21 protein-coding genes, 2 tRNA genes and 4 pseudogenes are annotated in these 25,783 nt (G+C 67.2%); 20 read left to right on the top strand and 7 right to left on the bottom strand.

The window, feature by feature from the left end; all coding sequences use genetic code 11:
• Positions 1 to 48: 48 nt before the first annotated feature.
• Positions 49 to 681, top strand: a pseudogene (locus O159_RS14255) (RHS repeat-associated core domain-containing protein); the annotation flags it as partial.
• 10 nt (positions 682 to 691) lie between these two features.
• Entirely contained in the window at positions 692 to 994 is a 303-nt protein-coding gene (locus O159_RS14700) for a hypothetical protein (protein ID WP_236609487.1), read from the top strand.
• 890 nt (positions 995 to 1,884) lie between these two features.
• Here the strand turns inward: O159_RS14700 and O159_RS11620 are convergent.
• Complete coding sequence (locus O159_RS11620) at positions 1,885 to 3,183, bottom strand: MFS transporter (protein WP_043994316.1); 1,299 nt, start codon at positions 3,181 to 3,183, stop codon at positions 1,885 to 1,887.
• A 5-nt stretch (positions 3,184 to 3,188) separates the two neighbouring features.
• Positions 3,189 to 3,620: a MarR family winged helix-turn-helix transcriptional regulator gene (locus O159_RS11615; protein ID WP_021755982.1), complete on the bottom strand. Its 432-nt coding sequence runs from the start codon at positions 3,618 to 3,620 to the stop codon at positions 3,189 to 3,191.
• 70 nt (positions 3,621 to 3,690) lie between these two features.
• Here O159_RS11615 and O159_RS11610 point away from each other — a divergent pair, with 70 nt between their 5' ends.
• From O159_RS11610 to O159_RS11585, 6 genes are all read left to right on the top strand, one after another.
• Positions 3,691 to 4,431 (top strand): alpha/beta fold hydrolase, encoded by a 741-nt coding sequence (locus O159_RS11610; protein WP_021755981.1) that lies wholly within the window; start codon positions 3,691 to 3,693, stop codon positions 4,429 to 4,431.
• Positions 4,432 to 4,573: 142 nt separating this feature from the next.
• Positions 4,574 to 5,623, top strand: coding sequence for a lipoate--protein ligase family protein (locus tag O159_RS11605; RefSeq protein WP_021755980.1), 1,050 nt, complete (start codon positions 4,574 to 4,576; stop codon positions 5,621 to 5,623).
• 213 nt (positions 5,624 to 5,836) lie between these two features.
• Entirely contained in the window at positions 5,837 to 6,199 is a 363-nt protein-coding gene (locus O159_RS11600) for a hypothetical protein (RefSeq protein ID WP_021755979.1), read from the top strand.
• Positions 6,200 to 6,399: 200 nt separating this feature from the next.
• Positions 6,400 to 7,338: a DNA-methyltransferase gene (locus O159_RS11595; protein WP_021755978.1), complete on the top strand. Its 939-nt coding sequence runs from the start codon at positions 6,400 to 6,402 to the stop codon at positions 7,336 to 7,338.
• Between the two features lie 53 nt (positions 7,339 to 7,391).
• A complete protein-coding gene (locus tag O159_RS11590; RefSeq protein ID WP_043993758.1) occupies positions 7,392 to 8,216 on the top strand; it encodes a phosphatase PAP2 family protein in 825 nt (274 codons plus the stop codon).
• Positions 8,217 to 8,350: 134 nt separating this feature from the next.
• A complete protein-coding gene (locus O159_RS11585; RefSeq protein ID WP_021755976.1) occupies positions 8,351 to 9,658 on the top strand; it encodes a cation:proton antiporter domain-containing protein in 1,308 nt (435 codons plus the stop codon).
• A gap of 13 nt (positions 9,659 to 9,671) precedes the next feature.
• On the opposite strand, the pseudogene O159_RS16330 reads toward O159_RS11585, so the two are convergent.
• A pseudogene (locus O159_RS16330) lies at positions 9,672 to 11,688 on the bottom strand (MDR family MFS transporter).
• A gap of 299 nt (positions 11,689 to 11,987) precedes the next feature.
• Between O159_RS16330 and O159_RS11575 the strand changes: the two are divergent.
• From O159_RS11575 to O159_RS15970, 3 genes and pseudogenes are all read left to right on the top strand, one after another.
• On the top strand, positions 11,988 to 12,881 hold the full coding sequence (locus tag O159_RS11575; protein WP_021755972.1) for an amidase domain-containing protein: 894 nt from the start codon (positions 11,988 to 11,990) through the stop codon (positions 12,879 to 12,881).
• 91 nt (positions 12,882 to 12,972) lie between these two features.
• Positions 12,973 to 13,374, top strand: a pseudogene (locus tag O159_RS15975) (M15 family metallopeptidase); the annotation flags it as partial.
• An 89-nt stretch (positions 13,375 to 13,463) separates the two neighbouring features.
• The gene (locus tag O159_RS15970; protein ID WP_236609485.1) at positions 13,464 to 13,724 is read left to right on the top strand and encodes a M15 family metallopeptidase; all 261 of its coding nucleotides are present in this window, start codon (positions 13,464 to 13,466) and stop codon (positions 13,722 to 13,724) included.
• Between the two features lie 26 nt (positions 13,725 to 13,750).
• Here O159_RS15970 and pgm read toward each other — a convergent pair whose 3' ends face one another.
• Complete coding sequence (gene pgm / locus O159_RS11565) at positions 13,751 to 15,370, bottom strand: phosphoglucomutase (alpha-D-glucose-1,6-bisphosphate-dependent) (RefSeq protein WP_021755970.1); 1,620 nt, start codon at positions 15,368 to 15,370, stop codon at positions 13,751 to 13,753.
• 69 nt (positions 15,371 to 15,439) lie between these two features.
• On the opposite strand from pgm, the gene pheA reads away from it, so the two are divergent.
• Entirely contained in the window at positions 15,440 to 16,423 is a 984-nt protein-coding gene (gene pheA / locus O159_RS11560; RefSeq protein ID WP_021755968.1) for a prephenate dehydratase, read from the top strand.
• On the opposite strand, the gene O159_RS11555 is transcribed toward pheA, so the two are convergent.
• Entirely contained in the window at positions 16,420 to 17,478 is a 1,059-nt protein-coding gene (locus O159_RS11555; protein WP_021755967.1) for a diacylglycerol/lipid kinase family protein, read from the bottom strand. The two genes, pheA and O159_RS11555, sit on opposite strands and share 4 nt — an antisense overlap.
• Here O159_RS11555 and serS point away from each other — a divergent pair.
• The 7 genes from serS to O159_RS11525 all read left to right on the top strand — a co-directional run bounded on the left by serS (position 17,449) and on the right by O159_RS11525 (position 23,284).
• Positions 17,449 to 18,714, top strand: a complete 1,266-nt coding sequence (gene serS, locus O159_RS11550) for a serine--tRNA ligase (RefSeq protein ID WP_021755966.1) — start codon at positions 17,449 to 17,451, stop codon at positions 18,712 to 18,714. The two genes, O159_RS11555 and serS, sit on opposite strands and share 30 nt — an antisense overlap.
• Positions 18,711 to 19,298, top strand: a complete 588-nt coding sequence (locus O159_RS11545; protein WP_330216825.1) for an HAD family hydrolase — start codon at positions 18,711 to 18,713, stop codon at positions 19,296 to 19,298. Before serS ends, O159_RS11545 begins: the two co-directional genes overlap by 4 nt.
• On the top strand, positions 19,295 to 19,525 hold the full coding sequence (locus O159_RS16625) for an HAD family hydrolase (protein WP_330216824.1): 231 nt from the start codon (positions 19,295 to 19,297) through the stop codon (positions 19,523 to 19,525). The genes O159_RS11545 and O159_RS16625 overlap by 4 nt, the downstream gene beginning before the upstream one ends.
• A gap of 108 nt (positions 19,526 to 19,633) precedes the next feature.
• Positions 19,634 to 20,887 carry an LCP family protein gene (locus O159_RS11540; RefSeq protein WP_021755965.1) on the top strand — a complete coding sequence of 418 codons (1,254 nt, stop codon included), beginning with the start codon at positions 19,634 to 19,636 and terminating at the stop codon, positions 20,885 to 20,887.
• 140 nt (positions 20,888 to 21,027) lie between these two features.
• Positions 21,028 to 22,269: an MFS transporter gene (locus O159_RS11535; protein ID WP_043993755.1), complete on the top strand. Its 1,242-nt coding sequence runs from the start codon at positions 21,028 to 21,030 to the stop codon at positions 22,267 to 22,269.
• 33 nt (positions 22,270 to 22,302) lie between these two features.
• Positions 22,303 to 22,387, top strand: a tRNA-Ser gene (locus tag O159_RS11530).
• An 805-nt stretch (positions 22,388 to 23,192) separates the two neighbouring features.
• Positions 23,193 to 23,284 (top strand) — tRNA-Ser (locus O159_RS11525).
• Between the two features lie 317 nt (positions 23,285 to 23,601).
• Here O159_RS11525 and O159_RS11520 read toward each other — a convergent pair.
• Both O159_RS11520 and O159_RS16910 read right to left on the bottom strand, forming a co-directional pair.
• The gene (locus tag O159_RS11520; protein WP_021755963.1) at positions 23,602 to 24,357 is read right to left on the bottom strand and encodes a sugar-binding transcriptional regulator; all 756 of its coding nucleotides are present in this window, start codon (positions 24,355 to 24,357) and stop codon (positions 23,602 to 23,604) included.
• A 34-nt stretch (positions 24,358 to 24,391) separates the two neighbouring features.
• Positions 24,392 to 24,496 (bottom strand): annotated as a pseudogene (locus tag O159_RS16910) (helix-turn-helix domain-containing protein); the annotation flags it as partial.
• 291 nt (positions 24,497 to 24,787) lie between these two features.
• Between O159_RS16910 and O159_RS11515 the strand changes: the two are divergent.
• On the top strand, positions 24,788 to 25,783 hold the full coding sequence (locus O159_RS11515; RefSeq protein WP_021755962.1) for a phosphotriesterase family protein: 996 nt from the start codon (positions 24,788 to 24,790) through the stop codon (positions 25,781 to 25,783).

Here is a 25,783-nt window from a genome sequence, read left to right as displayed (position 1 = left end):
TGCGACCACTGTTAGAACCCACCTCGGCGGTTCGCGGATCCGTATGGAAACACTAGGGGAACGCCGACTGTTTGGGGGAGTGGGCATGGGTATTTGAACAAGCCCACCTCCACGGTCACTGGGCTCACCCAGTTAGGTGCGAGAGCCTACGACCCGGCGCTCGGGAAGTTCCTCTCGGTGGACCCGGTCCTGGACCTCAACGACCCGCAACAGAACAACGGGTACTCCTACTCCCACAACAACCCCGTCACCAAGAGCGACCCATCTGGACTGATCCCGTGGGCTCCCGGCTTTGATCCGAAGTCAACTGCGCAGTATCAATTCCTGAAGAAATGGGGAACGGCTGCTGCTGCCGAAGAATACACTTATGGTTCGAGTGCCAATCCTTATAAGGCTAACGGACCGACCAGCAGCGGCAAAGGAGGAACGGGTAAACCCGGATCTGGTGGTACCGGGTCGAAGTTGCTTCCTTCGCCCAGGGCACTTCCTTCACCTGTTCCACAGCCACCAGTTTCCCGCGTGCCGTGGCAGACGGAATCATATTCCTATCATTACAAGAATTGGCTTGGTGTAGGTCTTGAGAAGTATTCCACTAAGGAAATTGCTAAAATATTTAAAGAACATCCGGGTGAGATATTTCTCTTCACTATTGAAGGATGTTCTTCATTTTGTTTCCGGTGAAACATGCCGATTGGTAGACGCCGTTAATAGCGGTGGCCACCTGGGTGACGCTTCAGGTACGGTGAAAATCGCGACAACGGATAATAGTGTCAAGTTCACCGTAGTTTCGAACGACTACTTCGATGCTCCTGGCTCTACTATTGAGTTTCGGGTTGTTGATCGCAAAGGTGAGAAATTTCTTGATCAAATCGCGAACGCTCACGGCGCTAATTATTTTGTGACGAGAGGAATAGACATCGGCTTCGCTAAAGTGACCTGGTCGACTCAGTCGACTCTATTGCGCGGCGCGATTCTTAAGTATGGTGAAAAATGATAAATCGTAAACTCAGATTAGGCTGCTTCTTCGCTTTGTTAGGCCCAGCTATCGGCTCAATGACACTGAGTGTAATTTTTATCGGATCCCTCTTTTTTGCCTCCAGACCATTTCTGGCACTGATATCATCGTGGAGTCTTTTATATTTAATTATGCTCTGGATGCCCTTAGGGGTTATGGCCGGTCTTGGTGGAGCGGTGACCGCTTTCTACTCTTCCTACTTCGGAAGGCGGATAAAATCGGATAGAACACGAGTCGCTATTGTTGGTGCAGGAGGATGTGTTGGGAGCTTTCTTTTGCTGGCTGCACTTAAGCCTTTTCTTCCAATAGCGGGACCATGGTTCGTATTGCCGCTCATCTCGGGTGCAATAATCGGAATTATGCTCGGGTGGTCTTACGGCTTATATTCACGGAAAAGCGGTAATTGAAGACACGGGTCGTCTTCAACGCGGATTAAAAATTCATTGCGTAGCCGGGGAACCCCCGGTTCGGATTTCGTCGTGACATGTGCCGGATGGGACGTTCCCACTCCGGAGAATGTTAGCGACGAAGACGGATCCCGGCTCGCTTTGGGCTCGTATGCGCTCCAGGCAACGGTCGTCTGGGGTGATAGCGTTTCGCCTGACAGCAGGCCGAAGCGGGCTCCGCTGAAACGATTCGAGAGATGACGGATAGAATCGGCTGGGATGGTTCTGCCGTGAAGGTATATGAAGGATTCTGTGGGTCATCGGTAGGTTGTCAGGATCGGTCCTGCGTGAGGAAGGCCGTTCGCGTGACGCGATTCCCGTAGGCACGCTTGAGGATTGTGGAAAGGTGCCGAGTCTCACGGCTTTGAGCGGTTCGGCTGTCTGCTAAACGGGGTTCGGCTGTCTGCTAAACGGATTGTGCGGTCATGACGCCCGCGTGGCCGTCGCTTCGGCTCCTTCCAGCTCTTCGCGCAGCCGCTCGCGCGTGTCCATCGTCACGCGCGGCCGGATGCCGTCGAACCGCAGCCGCATCCCGCGGTGGCTCACGAGGTAGACGATGCCCACGAGGGCCGCCGCCAAGCCGCTGGCCGCACCGACGCCCATCGCCCAGCGTGGGCCAAAGGCGTCGGCGACCCAGCCGACGATGGGGGCGCCGAGAGGAGTTCCACCCATGAAGATCGCCATGTAGATGGCCATGACGCGGCCGCGGAGCGCCGGGTCCGTCGTCAGCTGGACCGCGCCGTTCGCGGTGGTCATGAGCGTTTGCGCGGAGACGCCGATGAGGATCAGTGCGAGGGCGAAGAGTCCGTAGACGGGCATGACCGCTGCGATCGCGCATCCCACTCCGAACAGGGCCGCGCCGGCGAACAGCAGCGCCACTCGCGGCCGCTCGCGCCGGGCGGACAGCAGCGCACCGGCGACGGAGCCGATCGCCATGACCGACGACAGGACGCCGTACTCGCCCGCGCCCCGGTGGAACACGCTCACCGACATGGTCGAGATGAAGATCGGGAAGTTGAGGCCGAAGGTTCCGATCAGGAACACCATGATCAGGATGACGAGGATGTCGGGGCGTTGTCGCACGTAGCGGAACCCGTCGATGAGGCTGCCCGGGGAGCGTTTGGCCCGCTCGGTGCGATACAGCTGTTCCCGGCGCAGCAGGGTCAGCGAGAGCAGCACCGCGCCGAAGGTCCCCGCGTTGATGAGGAAGACCCAGCCCGCGCCGATGGCGGCGGTGAGGAGACCGGCGATGGCCGGGCCGATCAGCCGGGCGGCGTTGAACGAGGCCGAGTTGAGCGCCACCGCGTTCGACAGGTTCGGCCCGGCGACCAGCTCGGAGACGAAGGTCTGGCGGGCGGGGGCGTCGAAGGCGGCGACCACGCCGAGCGCGAGGGCGAAGGCGTAGACGTGCCAGAGCTGGACGGCCCCGGTGACGGTGAGGAGGCCGAGCACGAGGCCGAGCGCCCCCATCGCCCCCTGCGTCGCCAGGAGCAGCCTGCGCCGATCGAGGTGGTCGGCTGCCCATCCCGTGATGGGGAGCAGGAGCAGCTGCGGCCCGAACTGGAGGGCCATGACGAAGCCGACGGCGGTGGCGTTGTTCTGGGTGAGCTGGGTGAGGACGATCCAGTCCTGGGCCGTGCGCTGCATCCAGGTGCCGATGTTGGAGACGAGCGCTCCGGCGGCCCAGATGCGGTAGTTCACCCCGGCGAGGGAGCGGAACATCGCGCTCACGAGTCGGCGAGCTCTCGCAGGATCGCGGCGGCCTCGGCCAGGGTCGCGCGCTGGTCGGTGCTGAGGGCGTTCAGCCGCTGGTGCAGCCAGGCGTCGCGGCGGCGGCGGGTCTCCTCCACGAGCCGGCGTCCGGATGGCGTCGGGACGACGACCACTTTGCGGCCGTCGTCCGCGTGCGCGGTGCGCTCGATGTAGCCGGCGTGCTCCAGATGGTTGACGGTGCGGTTCATGGAGGGGGGCTTGACGTGCTCGTGCTCGCTCAGCCGGCCGATCGTGCCCGAGCCTTCGCGCACGAGGAAAGCGAGGGTGGAGGTCTGGGTGTCGTTCAGCTTGTCGTCCTCCTTTTCGGCGCGGAGGCGGCGGGAGAGGCGCGCGACGGCCACACGCAGCGTGCTGCTGAGATCGTGGGTGGAGAGACGGGCTCTCATAGATATTTAGCCTAGCAAATTAGTTTTTCTAAATAAATCTCTTCGTGGGCCGCTGCGGCAGAATGGGCCGATGGAGCACGACTACAGGGCCGACGACGGCCTGCGGATCTTCTACGATGTCTATCCCGCCCAGGAGACGCGCGCCGTCATCCAGCTGGCGCACGGCGTGGGGGAGCACGCTGGCCGGTACGCCGCGCTGGCCGGGCGGCTCGCGGCGCACGGGTACACCGTCTACGCGGACGACCACCGCGGCCACGGCCGCACGGGGATGGCGCAGTGGAACGGGGACACTGCCCGCCTCGGCCGCCTCGGCCCCGGCGGGGTGCGGGCGGCCGTTCGCGATCTGCGCGATTTCGGCGGCCGCATCCGCGCTGAGAGCCCGGGCCTGCCGCTCGTCCTCATCGGCCACAGCTGGGGCTCGCTCATGGGGCAGATGGTGCTCAACGGCCACAGCGACAAGTACGACGCGGCCGTGCTCTCCGGCACGGCCTACCGCGTCCTCGGGTCGATGAACTCGGGCGATCTCAACAAGCGGCACACGCATCTCGGCGCCACCGGCGCCGAGTGGCTCAGCCGGGACCCGGCGGTGGCCGAGGCGTTCGCCGCGGACCTGTTGACGACAGGGGTTCCGTTGCAGAAGCTGTTCGGGCTGGCGGATGCCGCCCGGCTGCTCGGGCGTCCGCAGCGCGGAGCTTCGCGCATGACCTGCCGCTCCTCCTGCAGGTGGGCGACGACGATCCGCTGGGCGGCGCCGCATCGGTGCGCAAGCTGGAGTCCGCCTACCGCCACCGCTCCGGTCTGTCCGACGTGACGACGATCGTCTACCCGGGCGCGCGCCACGAGATCTACAACGAGACGAACCGCGAAGAGGTGTTCGCCGACCTGACTGCGTGGCTGGACGCCCGCTTCCCGGCCCGGGTCTAGTCCTCTCCGCACGGTTCTAAGCTGGGGCCATGCATGGTGAGTACAAGGTTCCAGGGGGCAAACTCGTCGTCGTCGACCTGGAGGTCGTGGATGGCACGATCAGCGGGTTCCGACTGGCTGGCGATTTCTTCCTCGAGCCGGACTTGGCGCTGGAGGCGATCGACGGCGCCGTGAACGGCCTGTCGGCCGAGGCCGATGCGAAGACGATCGCTGCCGCCGTGAAGGAGGCGCTGCCGGAGGGCGCTCTGCTGCTGGGCTTCTCGCCGGAGGCGGTCGCTGTCGCGATCCGCCGTGCGCTCGCCCGCGCGACGAACTGGCGCGACTACGACTGGGAGATCGTGCATCCCGAGCCGCTGTCGCCGCGGACGCACCTCGCTCTGGACGAAGTGCTGACCGCGGAGGTCGGGGAGGGCCGCCGCGGACCGACGCTGCGGATCTGGGAGTGGGAGGAGCCGGCGGTCGTCATCGGCAGCTTCCAGTCGGTGAGGAACGAGGTGGACCCGCAGAACGCGGAGAAGTACGGCATCCAGGTCGTCCGGCGCATCACCGGCGGCGGTGCGATGTTCATGGAGGCCGGTTCGGTCATCACCTACTCGATCTACGCGCCCGCAGACCTCGTGCAGGGGATGAGCTTCGCGGACAGCTATGCGTTCCTGGACGAGTGGGCGATCGTCGCGCTGAGGTCGCTCGGAATCGACGCCAGCTATGTCCCGCTCAACGACATCGCCAGTCCGAAAGGCAAGATCGGCGGTGCGGCCCAGAAGCGGCTGGGCTCTGGCGCTGTGCTGCACCACGTCACGATGAGCTACGACATCGACGGCCGGAAGATGACCGAGGTGCTCCGGATCGGCCGGGAGAAGATCAGCGACAAGGGCATCGCGAGCGCAGCGAAACGTGTCGACCCGCTGCGGAGTCAGACCGGCCTGAGCCGTGCGGAGATCATCGAGCAGCTGAAGCTGACTTTCCGGGTCTTCTCCGGCGCGAAGGACGGGGATATCACCGAAGCGGAATACGCTGCGGCCGAACGGCTCGTGCGGGAGAAGTTCGACACGGACGAATGGCTCTATCGAGTGCCTTGATGCGGTGATTCCCGTCGTGGCGGCTATGCGACCGCGCCTCCCGATCGGCAGGCACGGTGCTCACCCGGTCCTGCTGAGCGGGGTGTGCCGCACTCGGCGGATGCCGGGCCGCATCCGCACCGGTCGCCCGCTCGTCCTGCCGGGGTCGCCGCAATTCGTGAATCCGCTGTGAACCTGCCGAGACCGGCCGGGACTCTCCGCTACCCTTGATGAGTGGATTTCTGGGTCCTGATCGCGGTCGGAGCGATCGTGGTTGCGATCGTCGTGGCCGTGAAGCTGGGTTTGATCGACCTGTCGGACAAGTCCCGCCGCGGTTCGGGGACCATCGGTGGTGCTGTTGGCGGCTCGTTCGACGAGATCTTCGCACCGGCCCGGCACGAGGCCCAGCAGGAGTTGGACCGGCACTCGCTGCTGCCCGCTCCGGCGCCGCTTGCCGGTGATGGCGGCACCGGCATCTGGGAGGGCGGCAAGATCAGCATCGACCTCGGTGCGGCCGGCCGCGGCCAGCGTGCCGAGGGCCGCGCGCCCGGCGACTCGGGGCGCGCGCCCCTCCCCCCGCGGCGCACCCGCGGTTAGGGAGTCTGGTCCGGGGGTCTGTCCGCCCCGTCGTCCCAGCCTGTCCTGTCGCAAAGGGAGGAGATTCGGCCGCCAGCGCTCGCTTTCTCCTCCGTTCCCTGTTGTCTGCCGGTCACCGGCTGAGATCTCCTCCGTTTGCGACGGGTGGTGGGAAGGACTTATTGCTGTCGTGCTCTCCCTGGGTGAGGAAGAATGGGCTCATGCTCGAATCCGCCCCCGCTGAATCCGAGTTCAGGACCGCTGACCCCTTTGTCAGGACAGCCGCGGACTCAGCGGACACTGCGCCGCTCTGGCATCCCGATGCACCGGACACCGTCGTGCGCGCCGACAACGTGAGCGTCGTGACTGCTCTGCCGGACGGCGCCTTCCGGCTCATCTACCTCGACCCGCCATTCAACACCGGAAGGCCGCAGGCGCGGCAGCGGACCACGTCCGTGCGCTCCGAGAGCGGCAGTGTGATCGGGTTCAAAGGCCGCAGCTATGAGCGGATCAAGGGCGATCTGCTCAGCTATGACGACCGCTTCGACGACTACTGGCAGTTTCTGGAGCCGCGTCTGATCGAAGCGTGGCGGGTCCTCGCCGACGACGGCACGCTGTACCTCCACCTCGACTACCGTGAGGCCCACTACGCGAAGGTGCTCCTGGACGCGCTGTTCGGCCGCGAATGCTTCCTGAACGAGATCGTCTGGGCCTACGACTACGGGGCGAAGGCCAAGAACCGCTGGCCCGCCAAGCACGACACCATCCTCGTCTACGTGAAGAGCCCGCGCGGCTACTTCTTCGACTCCACCGCGGTCGACCGGGAGCCGTATATGGCGCCCGGGCTGGTCACGCCCGAGAAGGCTGAGCTCGGCAAGCTGCCGACCGATGTCTGGTGGCATACGATCGTGTCGCCGACCGGGCGGGAGAAGACTGGGTACCCGACGCAGAAGCCGGAGGGCATCCTGCGCCGCATCGTGCAGGCCTCCAGCCGCGAGGGCGACTGGGTTCTCGACTTCTTCGCCGGCAGCGGAACGACGGGCGCGGTCGCCGCCGGGCTGGGCCGGCGCTTCCTGCTGGTCGACAGCAGTCCGGACGCTGTCGCGGTGATGCGTGAGCGATTCGCCGCCGCAGTGCGCCCGGTACGGTTCGTGGGCTGACCGCGGCCGGTGTCCTGGCGATTCGCGGTCCGCGTGTGGGAGGGTGGGTGACTATGCGACCTACGCTTCGCGCCCTGCCTTTCTTCGTGGGCGCACTCGGATGCGCGGTCCTGTTCGCCGGCGTCTATCTCCTGTTCGTCCGCAGCTACATCGGCCAGGTGATCGATGAGAGCGCCTTCACCGGGGCGGATGTCTGGAAGGGCGATCTGATCGAATTCGCCTCCACCTTCCTCGAGGTCCTGCCGGTCGCGGCCGTCGTCATCGGGGTCGTGATCGCGCTTGCCATCGTGCTCGTCCGGCGCAACGGCACGGTGTTCGCCGTGGCCGTCGGCGCGGCGCTGGCGGCCAACGTGTGTACGCAGGTGCTGAAGTACGCCATCCTGTCCCGTCCGGAGAAGGGCGTGGACATCGGCCTCTCCAACTCCCTGCCCTCCGGCCACACCTCCGTCGCCGGCTCGGCCGCGCTGGTGGTGTTCCTCGTCACCGCCCCGGCTTACCGGCCTCTCGCGGCTGTGATCGGTTCGGTCTTCACGATCGTCGCCGGTGCTTCGACACTGGTCGAGCAGTGGCATCGGCCGAGCGATGTGGTGGCCGCGATGCTGGTGATCGCCTTCTGGGGGTGCGCCGCCGGGGTCGTCCTCGCGGCGCTGCGGCTTCCTCCGGCCGACCCGCCCGTACGCTCGAAGCTGTGGCCGCCGTTCTGGATCGCCGTGGTCTGCGCGGTCGCCGCGGTCATTGCGCTGGCCGCGACTTACTTCTCGGCGCAGGCGGGCTCGGAGCACCTGTTCATCGCCTACGCCGGTGGCGTCGCTGCGATCGTGACCACGGGACTCCTCATCGCCGTCATCGGGAACCGGCTCTATCGCGCGCTGGCCTGATCCGCTGGCGGGGCAGAGAGCCGGGGCGATCCCGAGATCACGGGCGATGAGCGCGACTGCGGAGTCCGCTCGATGACAGACTGGGGCCGCAGTCCTCCAGGCCGGGCGGGGCGCTCACCGAAACGGAGGTCCGGGTGCCCGTCATCATCCTCGTCGGTTTCGCCGCTGTCGTTCTCTGGTCTCTCGTTGCGCGCCGCTTCGAGCGCACCGGCATCGCCGGCCCGGCCGCGCTCGCCGCGCTGGGGGCGATCGTCGTCCTCGTCGATGTGCCCGCGTTCACGGCGGCCATCGACAGCGACATAGCCGAGCGTGTCGTGGAGCTGATCCTGGCGGTCCTGCTCTTCGTGGACGCCTGCGAGGTGCGTGGCGGTCTCTTCGGCGGCGAGGGCCGCTCTCTCGTGCGGCTGGTGCTCATCGCGCTGCCGCTCTCGCTCGCACTGGTGGTTGCCGTCGGGGTGTGGCTGTTGCCCACGACCGGGATCTTCGTGCTCGTCGTCATCGCCTGCATCGTGATGCCCATCGACTTCGCTCCGGCGACGGCTCTCCTGCGCTCGCAGCTCATCCCGGCCCGCGTGCGCCGCATCCTCAACGTCGAGGGCGGCTACAACGACGGCCTGATCTCGCCGGTTTTCGGCATGTCGCTGGCCGTCGCCGTCGCTCTGCCCGCCCTCATCCGCATCGTCGACACGGGGAACGAGGCCGGGATGGACGGGAAACACCTCGAGAAGAACATCGCGGACTTCCTGCAGGCGTTCTTGGGAGCAGTCCCCGCCACGGTTCTGGCGATCGTCGTCGGGCTGGTCCTCGGCGGAGCGCTCGGGTTCCTCACCCGCTGGGCGTCCCGCCGCGGCTGGGCGGACGCCACCGGTATCCGGTTCGTCACGCTGCTCGCGCCGTTGCTGGCGTTCGGTGTGGCGACGCTGCACGACATCGGCGCCAACGGGTTCGTCGTGGCGTTCGTGGCCGGTGTGGTCTTCCGCGTGGCCCGGACGCGGAAGACCGGGCTGCGCTCGGTGCCGCACGAGGAACTGCTGCTGGTGGAAGAGGCGAGCACGGTCGCGGCCAACTTCGTCTGGTTCATCCTGGGCGGGATGACAACCGCCGTGATCGTGGACGGGATCGACTGGCGGCTGCTGGTCATCGCACTGCTGGCGCTCACGATATTCCGGGCTCTGCCGGTCTTCCTCGCGATGCTCGGCTCACCGCTCGGCTGGCGCGAGCGCGCTTTTCTCGGGCTGCTCGGGCCGCGGGGCACCACGTCGATCGTGTTCGGCCTCCTCGCCTTCAACCAGCTGCCGGAGAACGACAGCGGGGATGTTCTGGGCGTGACGGTGCTCACGGTGGTGGGCAGCATCCTGCTTCACGGCGTCGCGGCACCGTTCGCTCTGCGGCGGCTCGCGGACGGCGACGGCCGCCGTCCCGGGGGAAGGCGGCCGTCGTGAGTTCCCGGGTGGGCTACTCGCCTGCCGTCTGCGGGCGCTGAGCGCGCACCGAAGCGGTGTCGGCGCCGGGCTCGACCAGCGCGCCGAACGTCTCCGCGGCGCGGTTCGCGAGGACGCCGGCATCCGCGTGCTCCTCCTGTTCGCGTTCGGTCGCGTCCTTCTCGGCTTTGGCGTCCGCGGCTTCCTGCAGCGCCGATTTGGCCCGCAACGGCGGGGTCCGGAAGAACAGCGACAGAGCGAAGGCGATCAGCACGACGATGAGCCCGACCCAGTAGACCGTGACCGCCGAGGCGTTGAAGCCTTGGAGGAACGGCTTCGAGAGCCGTGGGTCGGCATTGGTGAGGAAGGAAGTGTCGTCGATCTCCGAGGTGTTCGAGCTGCTCGGAGCGGACTTCTTGAGTTGTGTCTGGACCTCGGGCACAGCGCTCTCGACAACGATTTTGCGCGCCTCGGCGTTCGAGAAGTCGATCGGCGCGGCCGGGACTCTCTGCTCGGCGATGTCCAGCGGGACGCCCTGCGCGACGAGCTGCTTCACGCCCGCTGCGCGCGCCCCGGCCTGGGCGTTCTCCTCAAGCGGTTCCACGATCCTGTTGTAGATCTTGTCCATGATCCCCTTGTTCGCCGGGGCGTTCGCCACCGAGGGGTCGAGGGCGGCGTCGAGGGCGTTGGACAGGGTGGACGTGGCGGCGAGCGAGTTTTGCAGGTTCGTCGGGAAAACCGTGAACAGCAGGGAGAGCAGAACCGCGGTCCCCAGCGTTCCGCCGATCTGGCGGAAGAACGTGGAGGCGCTGGTCGCCACGCTGATGTCCTTCGGGCCGACCGAGTTCTGGCTGGTGATCGTGAGCGTCTGCATCAGCTGGCCGAGTCCGAGGCCGATGAGGAGCATCGCGCCCGCCATGAACCAGTACGAGCTGTCGTACTCTTGAGGAACGTCAGGTACAGGAAGCCGCTCGCGAGCATCGCCGTTCCGATGATCGGGAACTGCCGGTAGTGGCCGGTGCGGCTGATGATCTGGCCGGAGGCGATCGAGGAGATCATGAGGCCGAGGATCATCGGCAGCATCTGCAAGCCGGACTCGGTCGGGTTCGCGCCGAGCACGAGCTGCAGGTAGAGCGGGATGGTCAGCATCGCCCCGAACATCCCGAAGCCGACGAACACGCCTATGATGGTCGCCATCGAGAAGGTGGAGGAGCGGAACAGCGTCAGCGGGATGAGCGCGTCGTCCTTCATCCTCATCTCGATGAGGATGAAGGCGAGGATGCCGACGGCGCCGATCACGTAGCAGGCGATCGCACCAGCGCTGTCCCAGCCCCAGTCGCGGCCCTCTTCGGCCACCAGCAGCAGCGGGACCAGCGCGACGATGACCGCTGCGGCGCCCCACCAGTCGATGCGCACCGATGCGGGCGCGTTCTTCGGCAGGTGCAGGAAGCGGAGCACCATGAACAGTGCGAGGACGCCGATGGGCACATTGATGAGGAACACCCAGCGCCAGCCGGCGATCTAGGGGATCTGGTCGGCGCCGGCGAAGAGGCCGCCGACCAGGGGCCGATCAGCGAGGAGATGCCGAAGACGGCGAGGAAGTCGCCCTGGTATTTGGCGCGTTCGCGGGGGGCGAGCATATCACCCATGATCGCGAGCGGCATCGACATCAGGCCGCCGGCGCCGAGGCCCTGGATCGCGCGGAATGCGGCCAGCTCGATCATCGAGTTCGAGAAAGAGGCCGCGAACGACCCGAGGATGAAGACGACGATGGCGAAGATGAACAGCGGGCGACGGCCGAAGATGTCGGACAGCTTGCCGTAGATCGGGGTCGCGATCGTGGAGACGATGAGGTATGCCGTGGTCACCCAGGCCTGCTGCCTGAGGCCGTGCAGGTCGTCGCCGATGGTGCGGATGGCGGTGTCGACGACGGTCTGGTCGAGGGCGGAGAAGAACATGCCGGCCATGAGCCCGAAGATCACGAAGAGGATCTGCCGTTGGGTCATGATCGGCTTGGGAGCGGCGCTGGCCGTTGGTGCTTGGCTTGACATGGGTCCCCGAGTCGAGAGTCGTGAATCGCGACGTCCGGCGATGCGGCCGTCACGGCGGCGTGGAGAGCAAATATTTTTGCGCAGGCTGCAAAGTTACACCCAGTGCGACTATTTCGGCAACGCGAGCCGCCCTCACGCAGCCCTGTTCGCCAAGAGCGAACGTGGCTAATAATGCCTTTATTCTCGGGCAACGTCCGCGATGGGCGGCGCTGTTCCCCCGCTGTGCCGGTGGTGCGCAAAGCTCGTCGGAGTAGCGTTGTTCGCGCCGCCTCGAACCTCCGAAACTCTCCTAAGGTCGCATGAGTTCTCTCCACCGCACACGAATCCTCCTCGTCTCCGCCGTCGCGATGATGGCCGCGCTCGCCTTCACCGGTTGCGCGGGCGAGCCGTCTTCTCTGGCGAAGGCCGTCGCCAAAGCAGCTGTGACCCACAGCGCCGCCTCTGTCACGGTCTCGGCGATCGAGCCGGTGGCCGGCAGCGTCTCCGGCGGCACGGTGACGATCACCGGCGTCAACCTGGGGAAGGTGGCTCATATCGAGATCGGCGGTCAGCGGGCCACCGTCACGAAGGACTCCGCGGACAAGATCGTGGCGACCGTGCCGGCCGCGCAGGGGTTCGCCCCCGGCGCTGTGCCGATCGCGATCACGGACAAGACCGGCAAAGCGATCTCGACCGGTGCGAAGACGTACGACTACCGGGTGCAGACGCCCGTGGATAAGCAGCTTTCCTACGCGATGACGTACTGGAAGGATTACAACACCGCCGAGTACGGCGACCTCAACCCGGTCGGCGGAGACTGCGCCAATTTCGTCAGCCAGACTCTCATCGCCCGCGGCTGGACGATGAACTCCGAGTGGTACAACAAAGACGCCGGAGACGACTGGAGCTCTTCCTGGGGATACGTCCCGGCCATGGACGACTATCTCCGAGAGAACGCCGCGCAGCTCGGCCTGACGGAGTACTCGTTCGATCAGCGCGACAAGATCAAGCTCGGTGACATCGTCATGTTCGACTGGAGCGGCGACTACTCGCTCGATCACGTCCAGATCGTCTCCGGTGTGCAGCGTGTACACGGCCAGATCAAGATCCTGATGGTCGGTCACAACGAGGACAGCGACTACCGCGACCTCGACCAGACCATCACCGTCGACCACCCGGGCGGCTCCGGCCACTTCTGGAGCCTGGCAGGGTGACGTCCCACAAGGTGGCAGCGGCTAAGCTCGTTCTGTGAAGACGGGGGATGTTCGCAGACGCGCGCTGCTCGGCGGTGCCGTCGCGCTCGTCATGGCCGTGTCCGGGTGCGCCGGCAGCGGAGCTGTGTCGCGCGGCGGAAAGGGTGCGAACGGCGAGCGCCGCCCCTCCGGTCCGGACGCCGCATCCCCGCGCCCGCTGCCGTCCGCCTCTCCCACCCCGGCCGCCGTCGGTTTCGACAAGACCGCGCAGTCCACCGACGACCCTGTCAGCAGCTGGGTCGTCGTCAACAAGTCGCGTCCGCTGAACCCGATCGCCTACGAGCCGCCGGATCTCGTGTACCCGGATGTGACCTTCGTCAACCGGCAGCCCCTCCGGGCGGAGGCTGCCACGGCCCTGGTCGCACTGTTCCAGGCAGGCAAGGCGGAGGCCGGTCTCGACTTCTCCGTGCAGAGCGCCTACCGTTCGTACGATTCCCAGGTGCGGGTCTATGGTTACGAAGCCGCCCGCAGCGGTGTGGCCTCCGCGGACGCCGGTACGGCCCGGCCCGGCCCGGCCACAGCGAGCACCAGATCGGCTTCGCCGTGGACATCAGCGCGGTGCCCGCCCAGTGCTCCCTGTCCGCGTGTTTCGCCCAGACGCCCCAGGGCGAGTGGCTGGCTGCGAACGCCTGGCGCTTCGGCTTCCTGCTCCGCTACCCCGCGGACAAGGTGGCCGTGACGGGGTTCATGTTCGAGCCGTGGCACTACCGGTACATCGGCATTCCCCTCGCGACGCACTTGCACGCGACCGGTGTCACGACACTCGAGGAGTTCTTCGGCCTGCCGGGCGGGACGGAGTACTAGGCGGGGCCGGGCACGAGCCGCCGGGCCTACCCGCCCAGCGCCTCCCCGACGATCCGCTTGGCCTGCTCCTGCACCTCGCGCAGGTTCCCTTCGCCCGCGAATGACTCCGCGTAGATCTTGTACACGTTCTCGGTGCCGCTCGGGCGGGCCGCGAACCAGGCTGTCGCCGTCTCGACCTTCACGCCGCCGAGCGGGGCGTCGTTGCCGGGGGCGCGGCTGAGCTTGGCGGCGATCGGCTTTCCGGCCAGTTCGGTCGCGGCGATGGCGTCGCCGTCGAGCTTCGACAGCGCCGCCTTCTGCTCCGGGCTGGCCGGTGCGTCCACCCGCTGATAGACGGGGTCGCCGAAGCGCTCGGTCAGCTCGCGGTAGAGCTGCGAGGGCGACTTGCCTGTCACCGCGCGGATCTCGCTGGCGAGCAGGGAGAGCAGAATGCCGTCCTTGTCCGTCGTCCACGCGCTGCCGTCGAAGCGCAGGAAGCTCGCGCCCGCGCTCTCCTCTCCGCCGAAGCCGACCGTTCCGTCGATGAGGCCCGGAACGAACCACTTGAAGCCGACCGGCACCTCCCAGAGGCGGCGGCCGAGTGATTCGGCCACACGGTCGATGATCGAGGAGGAGACGAGGGTCTTGCCGACCGCGGCGTCCTTCCGCCACCCGGTGCGAGTGCGGAACAGGTAGTCGATCGCCACCGCGAGGTAGTGGTTGGGATTCATCAGGCCGTCGTCGGGTGTGACGATGCCGTGCCGGTCGGCGTCGGCGTCGTTCCCGGTCAGGGTGTCGAAGTCCCCGCTGCGCGCGACCACCGAGGCCATCGCGGAGGGGCTGGACGGGTCCATCCGGATCTTGCCGTCCCAGTCCAGCGTCATGAAGCCCCAGGCAGGATCGACCGCCGGGTTCACGACCTCGAGGTTCAGGCCGTAGGTCTCCGCGATGGCCTTCCAGTAGGTGACGCTCGCCCCGCCCAGCGGGTCGGCGCCGATTCGGATGCCGCTGTCGCGGATGGCCGCGATGTCGATGACGCTCTCGAGGTCGTCGACGTACTTCCCGCGGAAATCGTAGGTCTCGACGCCGCTGGGCTCCGCCATCCGCACCTCCCGCATCCCGTTCGCGATGATCTCGTTGGCGCGCTTCGCGATCCAGCTGGTCGCGTCGGTGTCCGCGGGGCCGCCGTGGGGCGGGTTGTACTTGAAGCCGCCGTCGGTGGGCGGGTTGTGGCTGGGTGTGACGACGATGCCGTCCGCCCGGTTGGGATGGCCCGCGCGGTTGTACGCGATGATCGCGTGCGAGAGGGCCGGGGTCGGCACCCAGTCTCCGAATTCGTCCACCAGCACGCGCACCTCGTTGCCGACGAGCACGGCCAGCGCGGTCGCGGTCGCGAACTCGCTCAGCAGGTGTGTGTCCGCGCCGATGAAGAGCGGCCCGGTGATGCCCTGCGCGGCGCGGTACTCCACGATCGCCTGGGTGGTCGCCGCGATGTGATCTTCGTTGAAAGACGTGTCGAGGGAGGACCCGCGGTGGCCGGAGGTGCCGAACACCACCCGCTGTCCGGGGATGCCCGCATCGGGCTTCCGCTTGTAGTAGGCGCGCCGCAGGGCGTCGATGTCGATCAGGTCGGAGGGCTGTGCGGGGGTGCCTGCTCGGGGGTCCATGTCCTCTATGCTTCCACGGCGCGCGGGCCGCCGGGAGGGGCAGGAGCCGCTCTCGGTAAGCTGAGCGCCATGTCGAGTGCCGCCCCCGAACCCTCTGCCGAGCTTCTCGCCTCCGTCGACGAGGTCTACAGCTTTCTCGGACCGTCGGGCACTTTCACCGAAGCCGCGCTCGCACAGGTTCCGGAGGCCCGCGGGAAGCGCTGGCGGGCCGTCGCCAATGTGGGGGAGGCGCTGGCGGATGTGGTCGCCGGGCGCAGCGTCGCGGCCATGATCGCGATCGAGAACTCTATCGAAGGGGGTGTGTCGGTGGCGCAGGATGCGCTGGCCACGGTCCCGGGTCTGCGGATCGTCGGCGAATACCTCGTCCCGGTGGATTTCGTCCTCGTCGCCCGGCCCGGAACGACGCTCGGCGATGTGCGGACGATCAACGCGCATCCCGTCGCCTATGCCCAGTGCCACCGGTGGCTCGACGCGAACCTGCCCGAGCACGGGCATCTGCCCGCCGCCAGCAACGTCGCGGCCGCGACCTCTCTCTTCGGGGGCGGAGCCGGCGGCAGCGCCGACGCCGCGATCGCCCCGCCGGGGATCGTGGACCACCACGACGTCGCCGTACTCGCCGAGAGCATCGGCGACGACCCGAACGCTGTCACCCGGTTCGTGCTCGTCAGCACCTCGCACTCCGTCCCGGCGCCGACCGGCGCCGACAAGACGAGTCTCATCGCCGAGCTGCCGGACGACCGTCCCGGCGCACTGCTCGAGCTTCTCGAACAGTTCTCCACCCGCGGCATCAACCTGAGCCTGATCGAGTCCCGCCCGATCGGCGACGCCCTCGGACGGTACCGCTTCGTCATCGACGCCGATGGCCACATCCGCGACGAGCGCGTGGCCGACGCCCTGCTCGGTCTGCGCCGATTCAGTCCGGGTGTCCTCTTCCTCGGCTCCTACCCGCGCGCTGACGGCGTGGGCGTCGACTTCGACCAGCGCTACCGGAACAGTGTGTTCACGGAGGCGCGGGAGTGGCTGGCCTCCCTCGTCGACGACGCCGGCCGCTAGCCCCGCACCCGCACCCGCACCCGCAGCCCGCCCTCGTCCACCCGCAGGTCCAGCGACACGACCTCGCCGAAGGCGTCGCCGTCGAGTTCGAACGGCTCCGGCCGCTCGGTGCGCAGCTGAGCGGAAGCGCCACGCAGATAGCTGAGCCGGGTGCGCACCGCGCGGTCGGTGAACCGGATGATGCGGCGGCCGAGCGCGCTGTGCCGGAGCACGCGGTTCTCCCAGGTGACTTTGCGCCAGATCGCCAGCCAGCCGAAGACAGAGGCGGGCTGCAGGAGCGCGACATCCAGCATCCCGTCGTCCACCGAGCCGTCCGGGATCAGCTCCATGTTGCCGGGCAGTGTGCCGCAGTTCGCGACCAGGATGGTGCTCACCTCGGCCGAGCGCTCGGGGGCGTCGTCGAGGCGGAACCGCAGGCGCAGCTTCTGCGCCTTGGGCAGCGCGCGGAACCCGGCGTCCACATACGCGAGCCAGCCCAGCCGGCGCTTCAGCTCCGGTCGTGTGTTCGCGATCATCTGCGCGTCGATGCCGACACCGGCCATCACCAGGAAGGCGTACTCGTCGCGCTGGCCGTTCTCCCGCTCGGCCGTGGCGACACCGATGTCGATGCGCCGGGTCGCGCCCTCGAAGGCGATCGTGCAGGCCTCCTCGACGTTCGCGAACGGGATGCCGATGGTGCGCGCCAGGAGGTTTCCCGTGCCCGAGGGGAGAATCCCGAGGGTGGCGTCCCCCTCCCGCATGGCCTCCGCCACCGCGCGGACCGTGCCGTCCCCGCCGGCGGCGAGCACGAGCTGGGCGCCGCGCTCCAGCGCATGCCGGGTCTGAGTCTGGCCGCCTTCCTCGGCTGTGGTCGGCAGCCACAGCAGCTCGACATCGCCCGCGCGCTCGGCGGCAGACTCGACCGCCGCGCGGACGCGGGGCACGTCGATGCGCACCGGGTTGTAGACCACGGCGACGGTTCTGCCCTCCACCCCCGCAGCATCCGCCATGAGATCACGGTACCCGACGGCGATAGGCTGGGCTCCGTGATCGATCCAGTCCTGCTCCGCGAGCATCCCGATGTCATCCGTCGTTCGCAGGAGGCGCGCGGCGGCTCCGTGCAGCTGGTGGACGAAGCCCTGCAGGCGGACATCGAACGCCGTACCGCGATTACGGCTTTCGACGAGCTCCGCGCCGAGCAGAACGCTTTCGGCAAGCGGGTCGCGCAGGCGCCCAAACAGGAGAAGAAGGAGCTGGTCGCGCAGGCCCAGCAGCTCGCGGGCCGCGTCAAGGAGGCCCAGCAGGTCGCCGCCGCCGCCGAGGCGCGTTTCGAGGGCGTGCTGAGGAAGATCGGCAACCCGATCGTTGCGGGCGTCCCGAGCGGTGGAGAGGACGACTACGCGGTGCTCAAGGAGGTCGGCGGCATTCCGGCGTTCGGCTTCGAGCCGCGTGACCACCTGGCCCTCGGCGAGCTGCTCGGCGCGATCGATATGGCGCGCGGGGCGAAGGTCTCCGGCGCGCGCTTCTCGTTCCTGCGTGGCGTCGGCGCGCGGCTCGAGATCGCGCTCATGAACCTGGCGCTCGACAAGGCGCTCGCCAACGGGTTCGTGCCGTTGATCACCCCGACGCTGGTCAAGCCGGAGGTCATGCAGGGCACGGGCTTCCTGGGCGAGCACTCCGACGAGGTGTACCACCTCGAGAACGACGACCTGTACCTGACCGGCACCAGCGAGGTCGCGCTCGCCGGGTACCACGCCGACGAGATCCTCGATGTGACGGAGCCGCTGCGCTACGCCGGCTGGTCGACCTGCTACCGGCGGGAGGCGGGCTCGGCGGGCAAGGACACCCGCGGCATCATCCGCGTCCACCAGTTCACCAAGCTGGAGATGTTCGTCTACACGCTTCCGGAGCGCGCCGAGGCGGAGCACGCCCGGCTGCTCGCCTGGCAGGAGGAGATGATGCAGGCCCTCGGCCTCAGCTATCGCGTCATCGACACCGCCGCCGGAGACCTGGGCTCCAGCGCGGCGCGCAAGTACGACGTGGAGGCGTGGATACCGACCCAGGGCCGCTACCGCGAGCTCACCTCGACCTCCAACTGCACCACGTTCCAGGCCAGGCGGCTCGAGACCCGCTATCGGACCGGGAGCGGCAAGACCGCGCCGGTCGCGACCCTCAACGGGACGCTCGCCACCACGCGCTGGATCGTCGCCGTCCTCGAGACCCACCAGCGGGAAGACGGCTCGGTGCTCGTGCCGGAGGCGCTGCGGCCCTACTTGGGCGGGCTCGAGACCCTGGAGCCGATCGGAAAATGACGCGCACAGCCGGGAGCGACCGCCTCCTGATCGCGCTCGACGTGGACGGGACGCTCATCCACGAGGACGGGACCGTCGGGCGGGCCGTGCGGGAGGCTGTCGCCCGCGTCCGCGACGCTGGAAACGAGGTCATGCTCGCCACGGGCCGCAGCTGGGAGACCGCGCGGCCCATCCATGAGGAGTTCGGGCTGACCAGCGAGTTCGTCGTGTGCGCGAACGCCGCTCTGACAATGAGAGCAGATGAAACCCTCGAAGAGGGTTATCGGCGTGAGTTCATCGAGACATTCGATCCGTCCCCGGTGCTGCGCACCATCCGGCCGCACCTGCCCTCGGGCAGCTTCATGGTCGAGGACCCGACCGGCTACCGCCGCTACACCGAGGGAATGATCGACTGGGAGCTGGTGAACGCTGAGCAGGTCTCCTTCGAGGAGCTGACCCGGCATCCCGCGACCCGCGTCGTCGTCGTGTCGCCGCACCACGACGAGGAAGAGTTCCTCGCGATCTGTGCGAACAGATGGGCCTGCACCGCGTCAGCTACGCGATCGGCTGGACCGCGTGGCTCGACATCTCGCCGGACGGCGTGAACAAAGCGACAGCGATGGAGCGCGTGCGCCGTGCGCTGGACATCCCGCTCGCGAACGTCGTGGCGGTCGGCGACGGCCGCAACGACCTGGAGCTGTTGCGGTGGGCGGGCGCCGAGGGGTGGAGCGCGGCGATGGGGCAGGCGCCCGCCGAGGTGAAGGAGGCGGCGCGCACTGTCACCGGCGCTGTCGTCGAGGATGGTGTGGCCACCCTCCTCGACAGCCTCTGACCAGGACGTCCTCTCATCCAGAGCATTGCCAGGTCGATATGTCAGACTGACAGACGGTGTGCGCCTCGTGGTCTCACCCGTCCCCCGGACCCCGATGAGAAGGAGTGAATGAACGAGACCTCCACCCGCGCCCAGGCGCGGGCGCAGGAGAAAGCGCCCGGTCTCTCGATGGCCCGGCACGGTCGTCTGAAGCGGCACAGCCCGTTCAAGACCCTCGCAGCGCTCTTGGCCGCCGTGCTCGCCGTCGGCGCGGCCAGTGGTGTCGGTGTCGCGGCGTACGCGGCGATGGACATCGTCGGCAGCATCAAGCCCTCGGTCAAACTCGTCGACGCGAAGGGCAACGCGGTCACCCCGCAGCTCGGCGCGATGGACGGCTCGTTCAACGTGCTCCTCGCCGGCAGCGACTCCGGAGGCGGCAACCAGGCCTACGGCGAACGGGGGGAGAACCTCAACGATGTGACGATGCTGCTGCACGTCTCCGCGGACCACAAGAATGCGACTGTCGTCAGCTTCCCCCGCGATATGTTCGTCGCCATCCCATCGTGCCCCGACCCCAGGGGCGGCAGCTTCGACGCCATGAGCCGGCAGAAGCTCAACAACACGCTCAGCTACGGCGGCCTCGCCTGCACCGTGCTCACCGTCGAGAAGCTCACGGGCCTGCAGATCGGCTACGCGGGCGTCATCGAGTTCGACGGCGTGATCGAGATGTCGAACGCGGTCGGCGGCGTGAACGTCTGTGTCGCCGGCGATATCGTCGACCCCTACACGGGTCTGAACGTCAAAGCGGGCGACAACACGCTCCAGGGCGCCCAGGCGCTCGCGTTCCTGCGCACCCGGCACGGCGTCGGCGACGGTTCCGACCTCGGCCGCATCAGCAACCAGCAGGTGTTCCTCTCGGCCCTGGTCCGCCAGATCAAGAGCGCGGACACCCTCGCCAACCCGGTCAGGGTCTACGCCCTGGCGAAAGCGGCGACGAGCAACATCACGCTCTCCGACAGCCTCAACAATGTGACCACCATCGCCTCCATGGCGATGGCGCTGAAGAGCATCGACATCTCGAAGGTCGTGTTCGTGCAGTACCCGAATCACTATGTGGAGGGCGGTGTCGCCCCGACGACCGACGCGGCCGAGACCCTCATGACCGCGTTGCAGAACGACCGGCCGATCTCCCTCACCGGCGACACGGGCGTTGGCTCGGAGGCCGCCCCCGGCACGCCGGCGCAGACGCCGCCGGCCGAGACCGCCACACCGGCCCCGGCCGACGGCTCGACCGCCGCGGCCGACGCCTCCGTCCAGCTCCCGTCCACTGTCCACGGCCAGACCGCCGCGCAGGTCACCTGCTCCAAGCCCTTCCAGGACTAGCCTCCCTCCGGCACAATGGGGGAGGGCGGCTCTCCGGGCCTCCTTCCCCGCACCTTCGTGTATCTACCTCGCGCCGGCTCTCTCCGGTGGACCAAGGCGGCACCAGACGCCCCCGGTTCGCCGGGGAAGAGAGAGCCGAGATGACGAGAACCGAGACGGAGGAGCGCCCTGCGGCCCTTGTCCGGGCAGTCGGTGTGTCGTACTTCCCGGTCGCCCTGCTGGCCCGGCTGCCGTACGCGATGATGGTCGTTGGCGTGCTCACCCTGGTCGTCGCCGCACGCGGTGAACTCGCGCTCGGCGGTCTGACCTCGGCGATGGCCGGCATCGGAACCGCCCTGTTCGGGCCGCTCATCGGCGCGCTGGCCGACCGGATCGGGCAGCGGCGCGTGGTGCTGGTCTCCGGGATGCTGAACAGTCTGGCGCTGCTCGGGATGGCGTGGATCGCCTTCAGCTCCGCGCCGGACATCGCGCTGCTGGCCGTAGCGTTCGTCATCGGTGCGACCGCCCCGCAGGTCTCCCCGATGTCGCGGAGCCGTCTGGTCGGCATCATCGAGCGCATGCTCCCGGCCGATCGGCACGCGCCGGTGCCGAACGGCACGATGGCGTACGAATCGGCGGTCGACGAGATTGTGTTCGTGTTCGGCCCGTTCATCGTCGGCCTGCTCGCCACGACCCTGAACCCGGCCGTGCCCGTGATCGCTGCCGCGGTGCTGGCACTCGTGTTCGTGACCGCCTTCGCCCTCCACCCCAGCGGAGCGACGCGCCCCTTTGCGCCCGACGGCCTTGCGGTGCGCCAGGCCCCGGCCTCCCTGCTGTTCCGCCCGGCCCTCCTCCTCGTCGTCGGTGTTCTCGGGATGGGTTTCTTCTTCGGCTCGACCCTCACCGCCCTCACGGCTTTCCTCACCCGCTTCGGGCATCCCGAGCAGGCCGGCCTGATCTACGGCGTCATGGGTCTCGGCTCGGCCGTCCTCGCGCTCGGCGTCGCCTGGGCACCGCTGCGGTTCAGCCTGCGCGCTCGCTGGCTGACCTTCGCCGGTCTCCTGGTCGCCGCCACGATCGCGCTCCCGTTCACAACGACCGTGCCGAGAATGCTGGTCGTGCTCCTCCTCGCCGGCTTCGGCGTCGGCCCCACCCTCGTCACCCAGTACGGTCTCGGCGCCGAACGCAGCCCCCTCGGCCGCTCGGCAACCGTCATGACCATGCTCGGCTCGGCCCTGATCGTCGGCCAGGCCGTGGCCTCCGCCCTCGTCGGAGCCCTCGCCGCGGCTGCCGGAACCGAGGTTGCCCTGCTGGTCCCCACGCTCTCCGCCCTGGTCGTCTTCACCGCGGCCGCCGCCAACTGGTTCCTCACCGGACGCCGAAGCCCCAGCCAGGTTCGCTAGACTCGCGCGAGGCCGCCGGCACCTCGGCGGCCGGGAGGGCTGTCCGAGCGGCCGATGGAGCCAGTCTTGAAAACTGGTGGGCAGAAATGTCTCGTGGGTTCGAATCCCACGCCCTCCGCTGTGAGATTCCCCGAGATCGTTGAATTCTCGGGAGTGTCTCTTGGTTCTACGAGCTTTTTGCCCATATCCCAGTTCGTGCGAGCTGTATCGAGTGCTTTGGCTACGGCGTCGATGTCGTCGTCAAAGAGGTCGGTGTAGGTATCGAGCGTCATAACCGCTGAAGCGTGCCCGAGCATTCGTTGGATTGCCTTGACGTTCGGTTAGATGCAATAGCTGGGCTGGAGGAGGTCGTGGAGCGTGAGTTCCGAGGGAACATCGGCACGGACTTTTGCCTGAACGAACCAGCTGGCCGCGTGTTGCGGTCAGCACGAGCAGCATGTCGTGACGATCGCAGCGCATCCCGCCCTCGAACACGCTCGCAGCCAACCAGCCCGTCGCCGTCCGGCAGTCTGTCGTTCGCGATGCTCCGTTGAGGATGCGCCTCCATCTGCCTAGTTGAATTTATCGGCGCCGACAATACCGAATAGATGGACGGCGTCTATGGAACCGCCATTACTAATTGTAAATGTCAAATTTATCTGGTCGGCTGGGACCGACGGGACCGAGGTCATATCGGTCACGGCGTCCGGAGGAGAGGATCGGGTCGAGCCCCACCCCTGACGGGCCGGAGCGGTCGGTTCGCTGTCGAGGACCTGCGGCGCTGTCGCTCCTGCGGTCTCCCTTTCAGGACGGTGACGCGGCCGACCGGAGGCGCGCATCCGGGAGCTGCGGGCCGTGTCCCGGCCCCGGGGAGATCCGTGTCCGAACCGAGCGGAAACGTCCGATATAATGGCTGACGTGTGTCTGCCCCGGCAGGGACACGAGGAGACGTCGCATAGTCAGGCCTAGTGCACCACCCTGCTAAGGTGGAGTCCCCATAAGGGGACCGAGGGTTCAAATCCCTCCGTCTCCGCCAGTTTCCTGGTTGGAAACCATGTCGTCTGCGGCGGTCGTTTACGTTCCCAGGAATGGTGCGGGGTTCCTGTGGTGGTTCCTCCCAGCTCGGTGAGGCGACGAGGCCCTCTGATCGTCTGCTGCTCGTCGAAGGCATGCGCGTAGACCTTGAGCATCGTGCGCGGGTCGTCGCCCAGCCATTCGGCGATCTGGTCGATCGGGATGCCGGTTCTTGCGTGAGCGGCCGGCCGCGCAGATCGAGGCCGCGATCGACAAACGGCTCTTCGCCCTGAAGCGCGGAAAGACGGTCGCCGGCTGGCGTCAGCGGCGCACGGGGGATCAGTCGGATGCGAGCGCAATGGCGGTATCGCGATCGGTGACCAGCGCGTGGAGGTATCCGCCGGCGAGGAGCGCGCGGGTCGCGGGGACCTTGTCTGCGCCCCAGGCGACGGCGACCACGAGCGGGATGGCGCGGAGGGTCTCGGGTGTGACAGCGATGGTGCGGTGGCACAGGCTGGTCTCCACATGTGCGCCGGTGGCGTCGATATGGTGCCCGCAGATGTGGGCGACGGCGCCTCTTCTGATGAGCTGTGCTGCCAGGCCTGCTGATTCGACGCCCGAGAAGATGCTGCCGGAGCATCCATCGTGGACGGCGCCGACCCCGACGAGAGCGATGTCGGCGCGCGCGGACTCCGCGAGCACGGACCGCACCTGAGGTATGCTCATGAGCGACCGTGCGGCGGCGGCGTTCGAAACGATGAGCGGTGTGGGGAGGGTCACGAGGCTGCCGCCGAGTTTGAGGGCTATCTGGCGGCAGGTCTCGCTGGAGTCGTGCATCATGTCCGAATAGGGGGTGCTGCCGATCATCTGCACGACTCGTGTCCGTGGCAGGTGAAGATCGGGCAGGGCGGCGATGGTCGAGGAGACCGAGCGTCCGTTGGACACGGCCACCACGCTGTCCAGGCGGCATTCGCTCGCGATCAGGTCCGCGGCGCAGCGCGCGACCTGCGGCTGAACGGACATGGCATCGAGGGGGTCGGCGATCCGTGTGTGGGACAGGCCGTAGCGCTCGGTCAGAGCCTGCTCGAGGGCCACGACCCGTTCGGGGGCGGACGATGCGGACTTGCACCACTCCGCGGTCGCGCGCTTCGGAGAGCAGTCGCGAGATGGTGGGGCGTGAGTATCCCACGCGGGACGCGATCTCCGCCTGGCTGAGATTGCCCTCGTAGTACATTCGTGCGATTTCCACCAGCTTCACGGCGTGCTGACGGTCGACCTGTGCATCGTCTGCGATGAACATATGTGCATCATAGTCGGCGAGCTGCTGGAGCAGACCCGAGAATCGCGCTCGTCTTCCGTTCTCCCTTCCCGCAGTCAGCGAACAGATGTGCATCAGTGCGCTGCGCACGACAGGGGAGGACCCCTAACGTTCGTGTCATCGAGGGCAACGTCGCACGAGGCGACGAGGCGGGCTTCCCACTAGGACATCACCAGCCCCGTGAAGCGAGTCATCAGAGGAGATCAGATGAGCAGCCCTTTCGCCCGCACAATTGCCGGGGACGTCGATCCGGTCACGCTGGGTGTGGTCAACGCGCATGACCATCTCATTCGGGTCGGCGCGGGTGAGGTCTATCTGGACAAGGATCATCAGCTCGACGATGTCCCGAAGGCCATCGCAGAGGCCACCTCGTTCGTCGAGGCCTCGAAGAGGTGGTCTTCGGCCGGTGGCACCGTCGTGGACATGTGCCCGGCGAACTGCGGGCGGGACCTGGAACGTCTGGCCGAAGTGGCGCGGGCCGTGGAAGGGCTCACGGTGATCGCGGTGACGGGGTTCCATCGGGAGCATGTGTACCTGGAGACGCAGTCGCACTGGGTGAACCGGTACAGCGTCGACACGATCGCCGAGTTGCTGATCGCGGACATCGAAGAAGGCATCGACCGCCACGACTACTCCGGTCCGATCGTGGAGCGCACATCGTACAAGGCGGACTGCATCAAAGTGGCGACGGCCTATGGCGCGATCACGCCGTTCGAGCGCAAGTGCATGCAGGCTGCTGCTCTCGCGTCGATCGAGACGGGGGCGCCGATCAACACCCACACCACGGCGGGGACCTGCGGTCTCGAACAGGCCCAGGAGTTGACGCGTATGGGGGTCCCGCCGGATCGGATCGCGTGCGGTCACATCCAGCGCAACGCCGATGTGTTCTATCTGCGTCAGATTCTCGATGAGGGTGTGTACCTGGAGCTCGACGGCACGTACCGGATCAAGTACCAGCCCGATTCCAACCGGATCGCGCAGATGCGCCAGCTTGGTGAGGCAGGTTTCGAGGACCGTCTGCTCCTGGGCACGGACTCCGGCAAACGCTCCTATCAGAAGGCGTATGGCGCCGTCAGCGGCGTCGACTTCAACGCCAGCGTCGACGGGCCGCGGATGCTCGCCGAGGGGTTCTCTGCGGAGTACGTCGACAAGCTGCTGATGGGCAACGGCCAGCGATTCTTCGCGATGCGCGGGAAGCGGTGA

It is taken from the genome of Leifsonia xyli subsp. cynodontis DSM 46306 (assembly GCF_000470775.1).
GTDB classification, from domain to species: Bacteria; Actinomycetota; Actinomycetes; order Actinomycetales; family Microbacteriaceae; genus Leifsonia; species Leifsonia cynodontis.
This window is presented reverse-complemented; position numbering and strand designations above follow the sequence as displayed.

Excerpts from the sequence above, each read along its gene's own strand:
- O159_RS11620 (WP_043994316.1), bottom strand. The coding sequence starts at position 3,183 with ATGTTCCGCTCCCTCGCCGGGGTGAACTACCGCATCTGGGCCGCCGGA.
- O159_RS11615 (WP_021755982.1), bottom strand. The coding sequence starts at position 3,620 with ATGAGAGCCCGTCTCTCCACCCACGATCTCAGCAGCACGCTGCGTGTG.
- O159_RS11610 (WP_021755981.1), top strand. The coding sequence starts at position 3,691 with ATGGAGCACGACTACAGGGCCGACGACGGCCTGCGGATCTTCTACGAT.
- O159_RS11605 (WP_021755980.1), top strand. The coding sequence starts at position 4,574 with ATGCATGGTGAGTACAAGGTTCCAGGGGGCAAACTCGTCGTCGTCGAC.
- O159_RS11595 (WP_021755978.1), top strand. The coding sequence starts at position 6,400 with ATGCTCGAATCCGCCCCCGCTGAATCCGAGTTCAGGACCGCTGACCCC.
- O159_RS11590 (WP_043993758.1), top strand. The coding sequence starts at position 7,392 with ATGCGACCTACGCTTCGCGCCCTGCCTTTCTTCGTGGGCGCACTCGGA.
- O159_RS11575 (WP_021755972.1), top strand. The coding sequence starts at position 11,988 with ATGAGTTCTCTCCACCGCACACGAATCCTCCTCGTCTCCGCCGTCGCG.
- pgm (WP_021755970.1), bottom strand. The coding sequence starts at position 15,370 with ATGGACCCCCGAGCAGGCACCCCCGCACAGCCCTCCGACCTGATCGAC.
- pheA (WP_021755968.1), top strand. The coding sequence starts at position 15,440 with ATGTCGAGTGCCGCCCCCGAACCCTCTGCCGAGCTTCTCGCCTCCGTC.
- O159_RS11555 (WP_021755967.1), bottom strand. The coding sequence starts at position 17,478 with ATGCTCGCGGAGCAGGACTGGATCGATCACGGAGCCCAGCCTATCGCC.
- O159_RS11545 (WP_330216825.1), top strand. The coding sequence starts at position 18,711 with ATGACGCGCACAGCCGGGAGCGACCGCCTCCTGATCGCGCTCGACGTG.
- O159_RS11540 (WP_021755965.1), top strand. The coding sequence starts at position 19,634 with ATGAACGAGACCTCCACCCGCGCCCAGGCGCGGGCGCAGGAGAAAGCG.
- O159_RS11535 (WP_043993755.1), top strand. The coding sequence starts at position 21,028 with ATGACGAGAACCGAGACGGAGGAGCGCCCTGCGGCCCTTGTCCGGGCA.
- O159_RS11515 (WP_021755962.1), top strand. The coding sequence starts at position 24,788 with ATGAGCAGCCCTTTCGCCCGCACAATTGCCGGGGACGTCGATCCGGTC.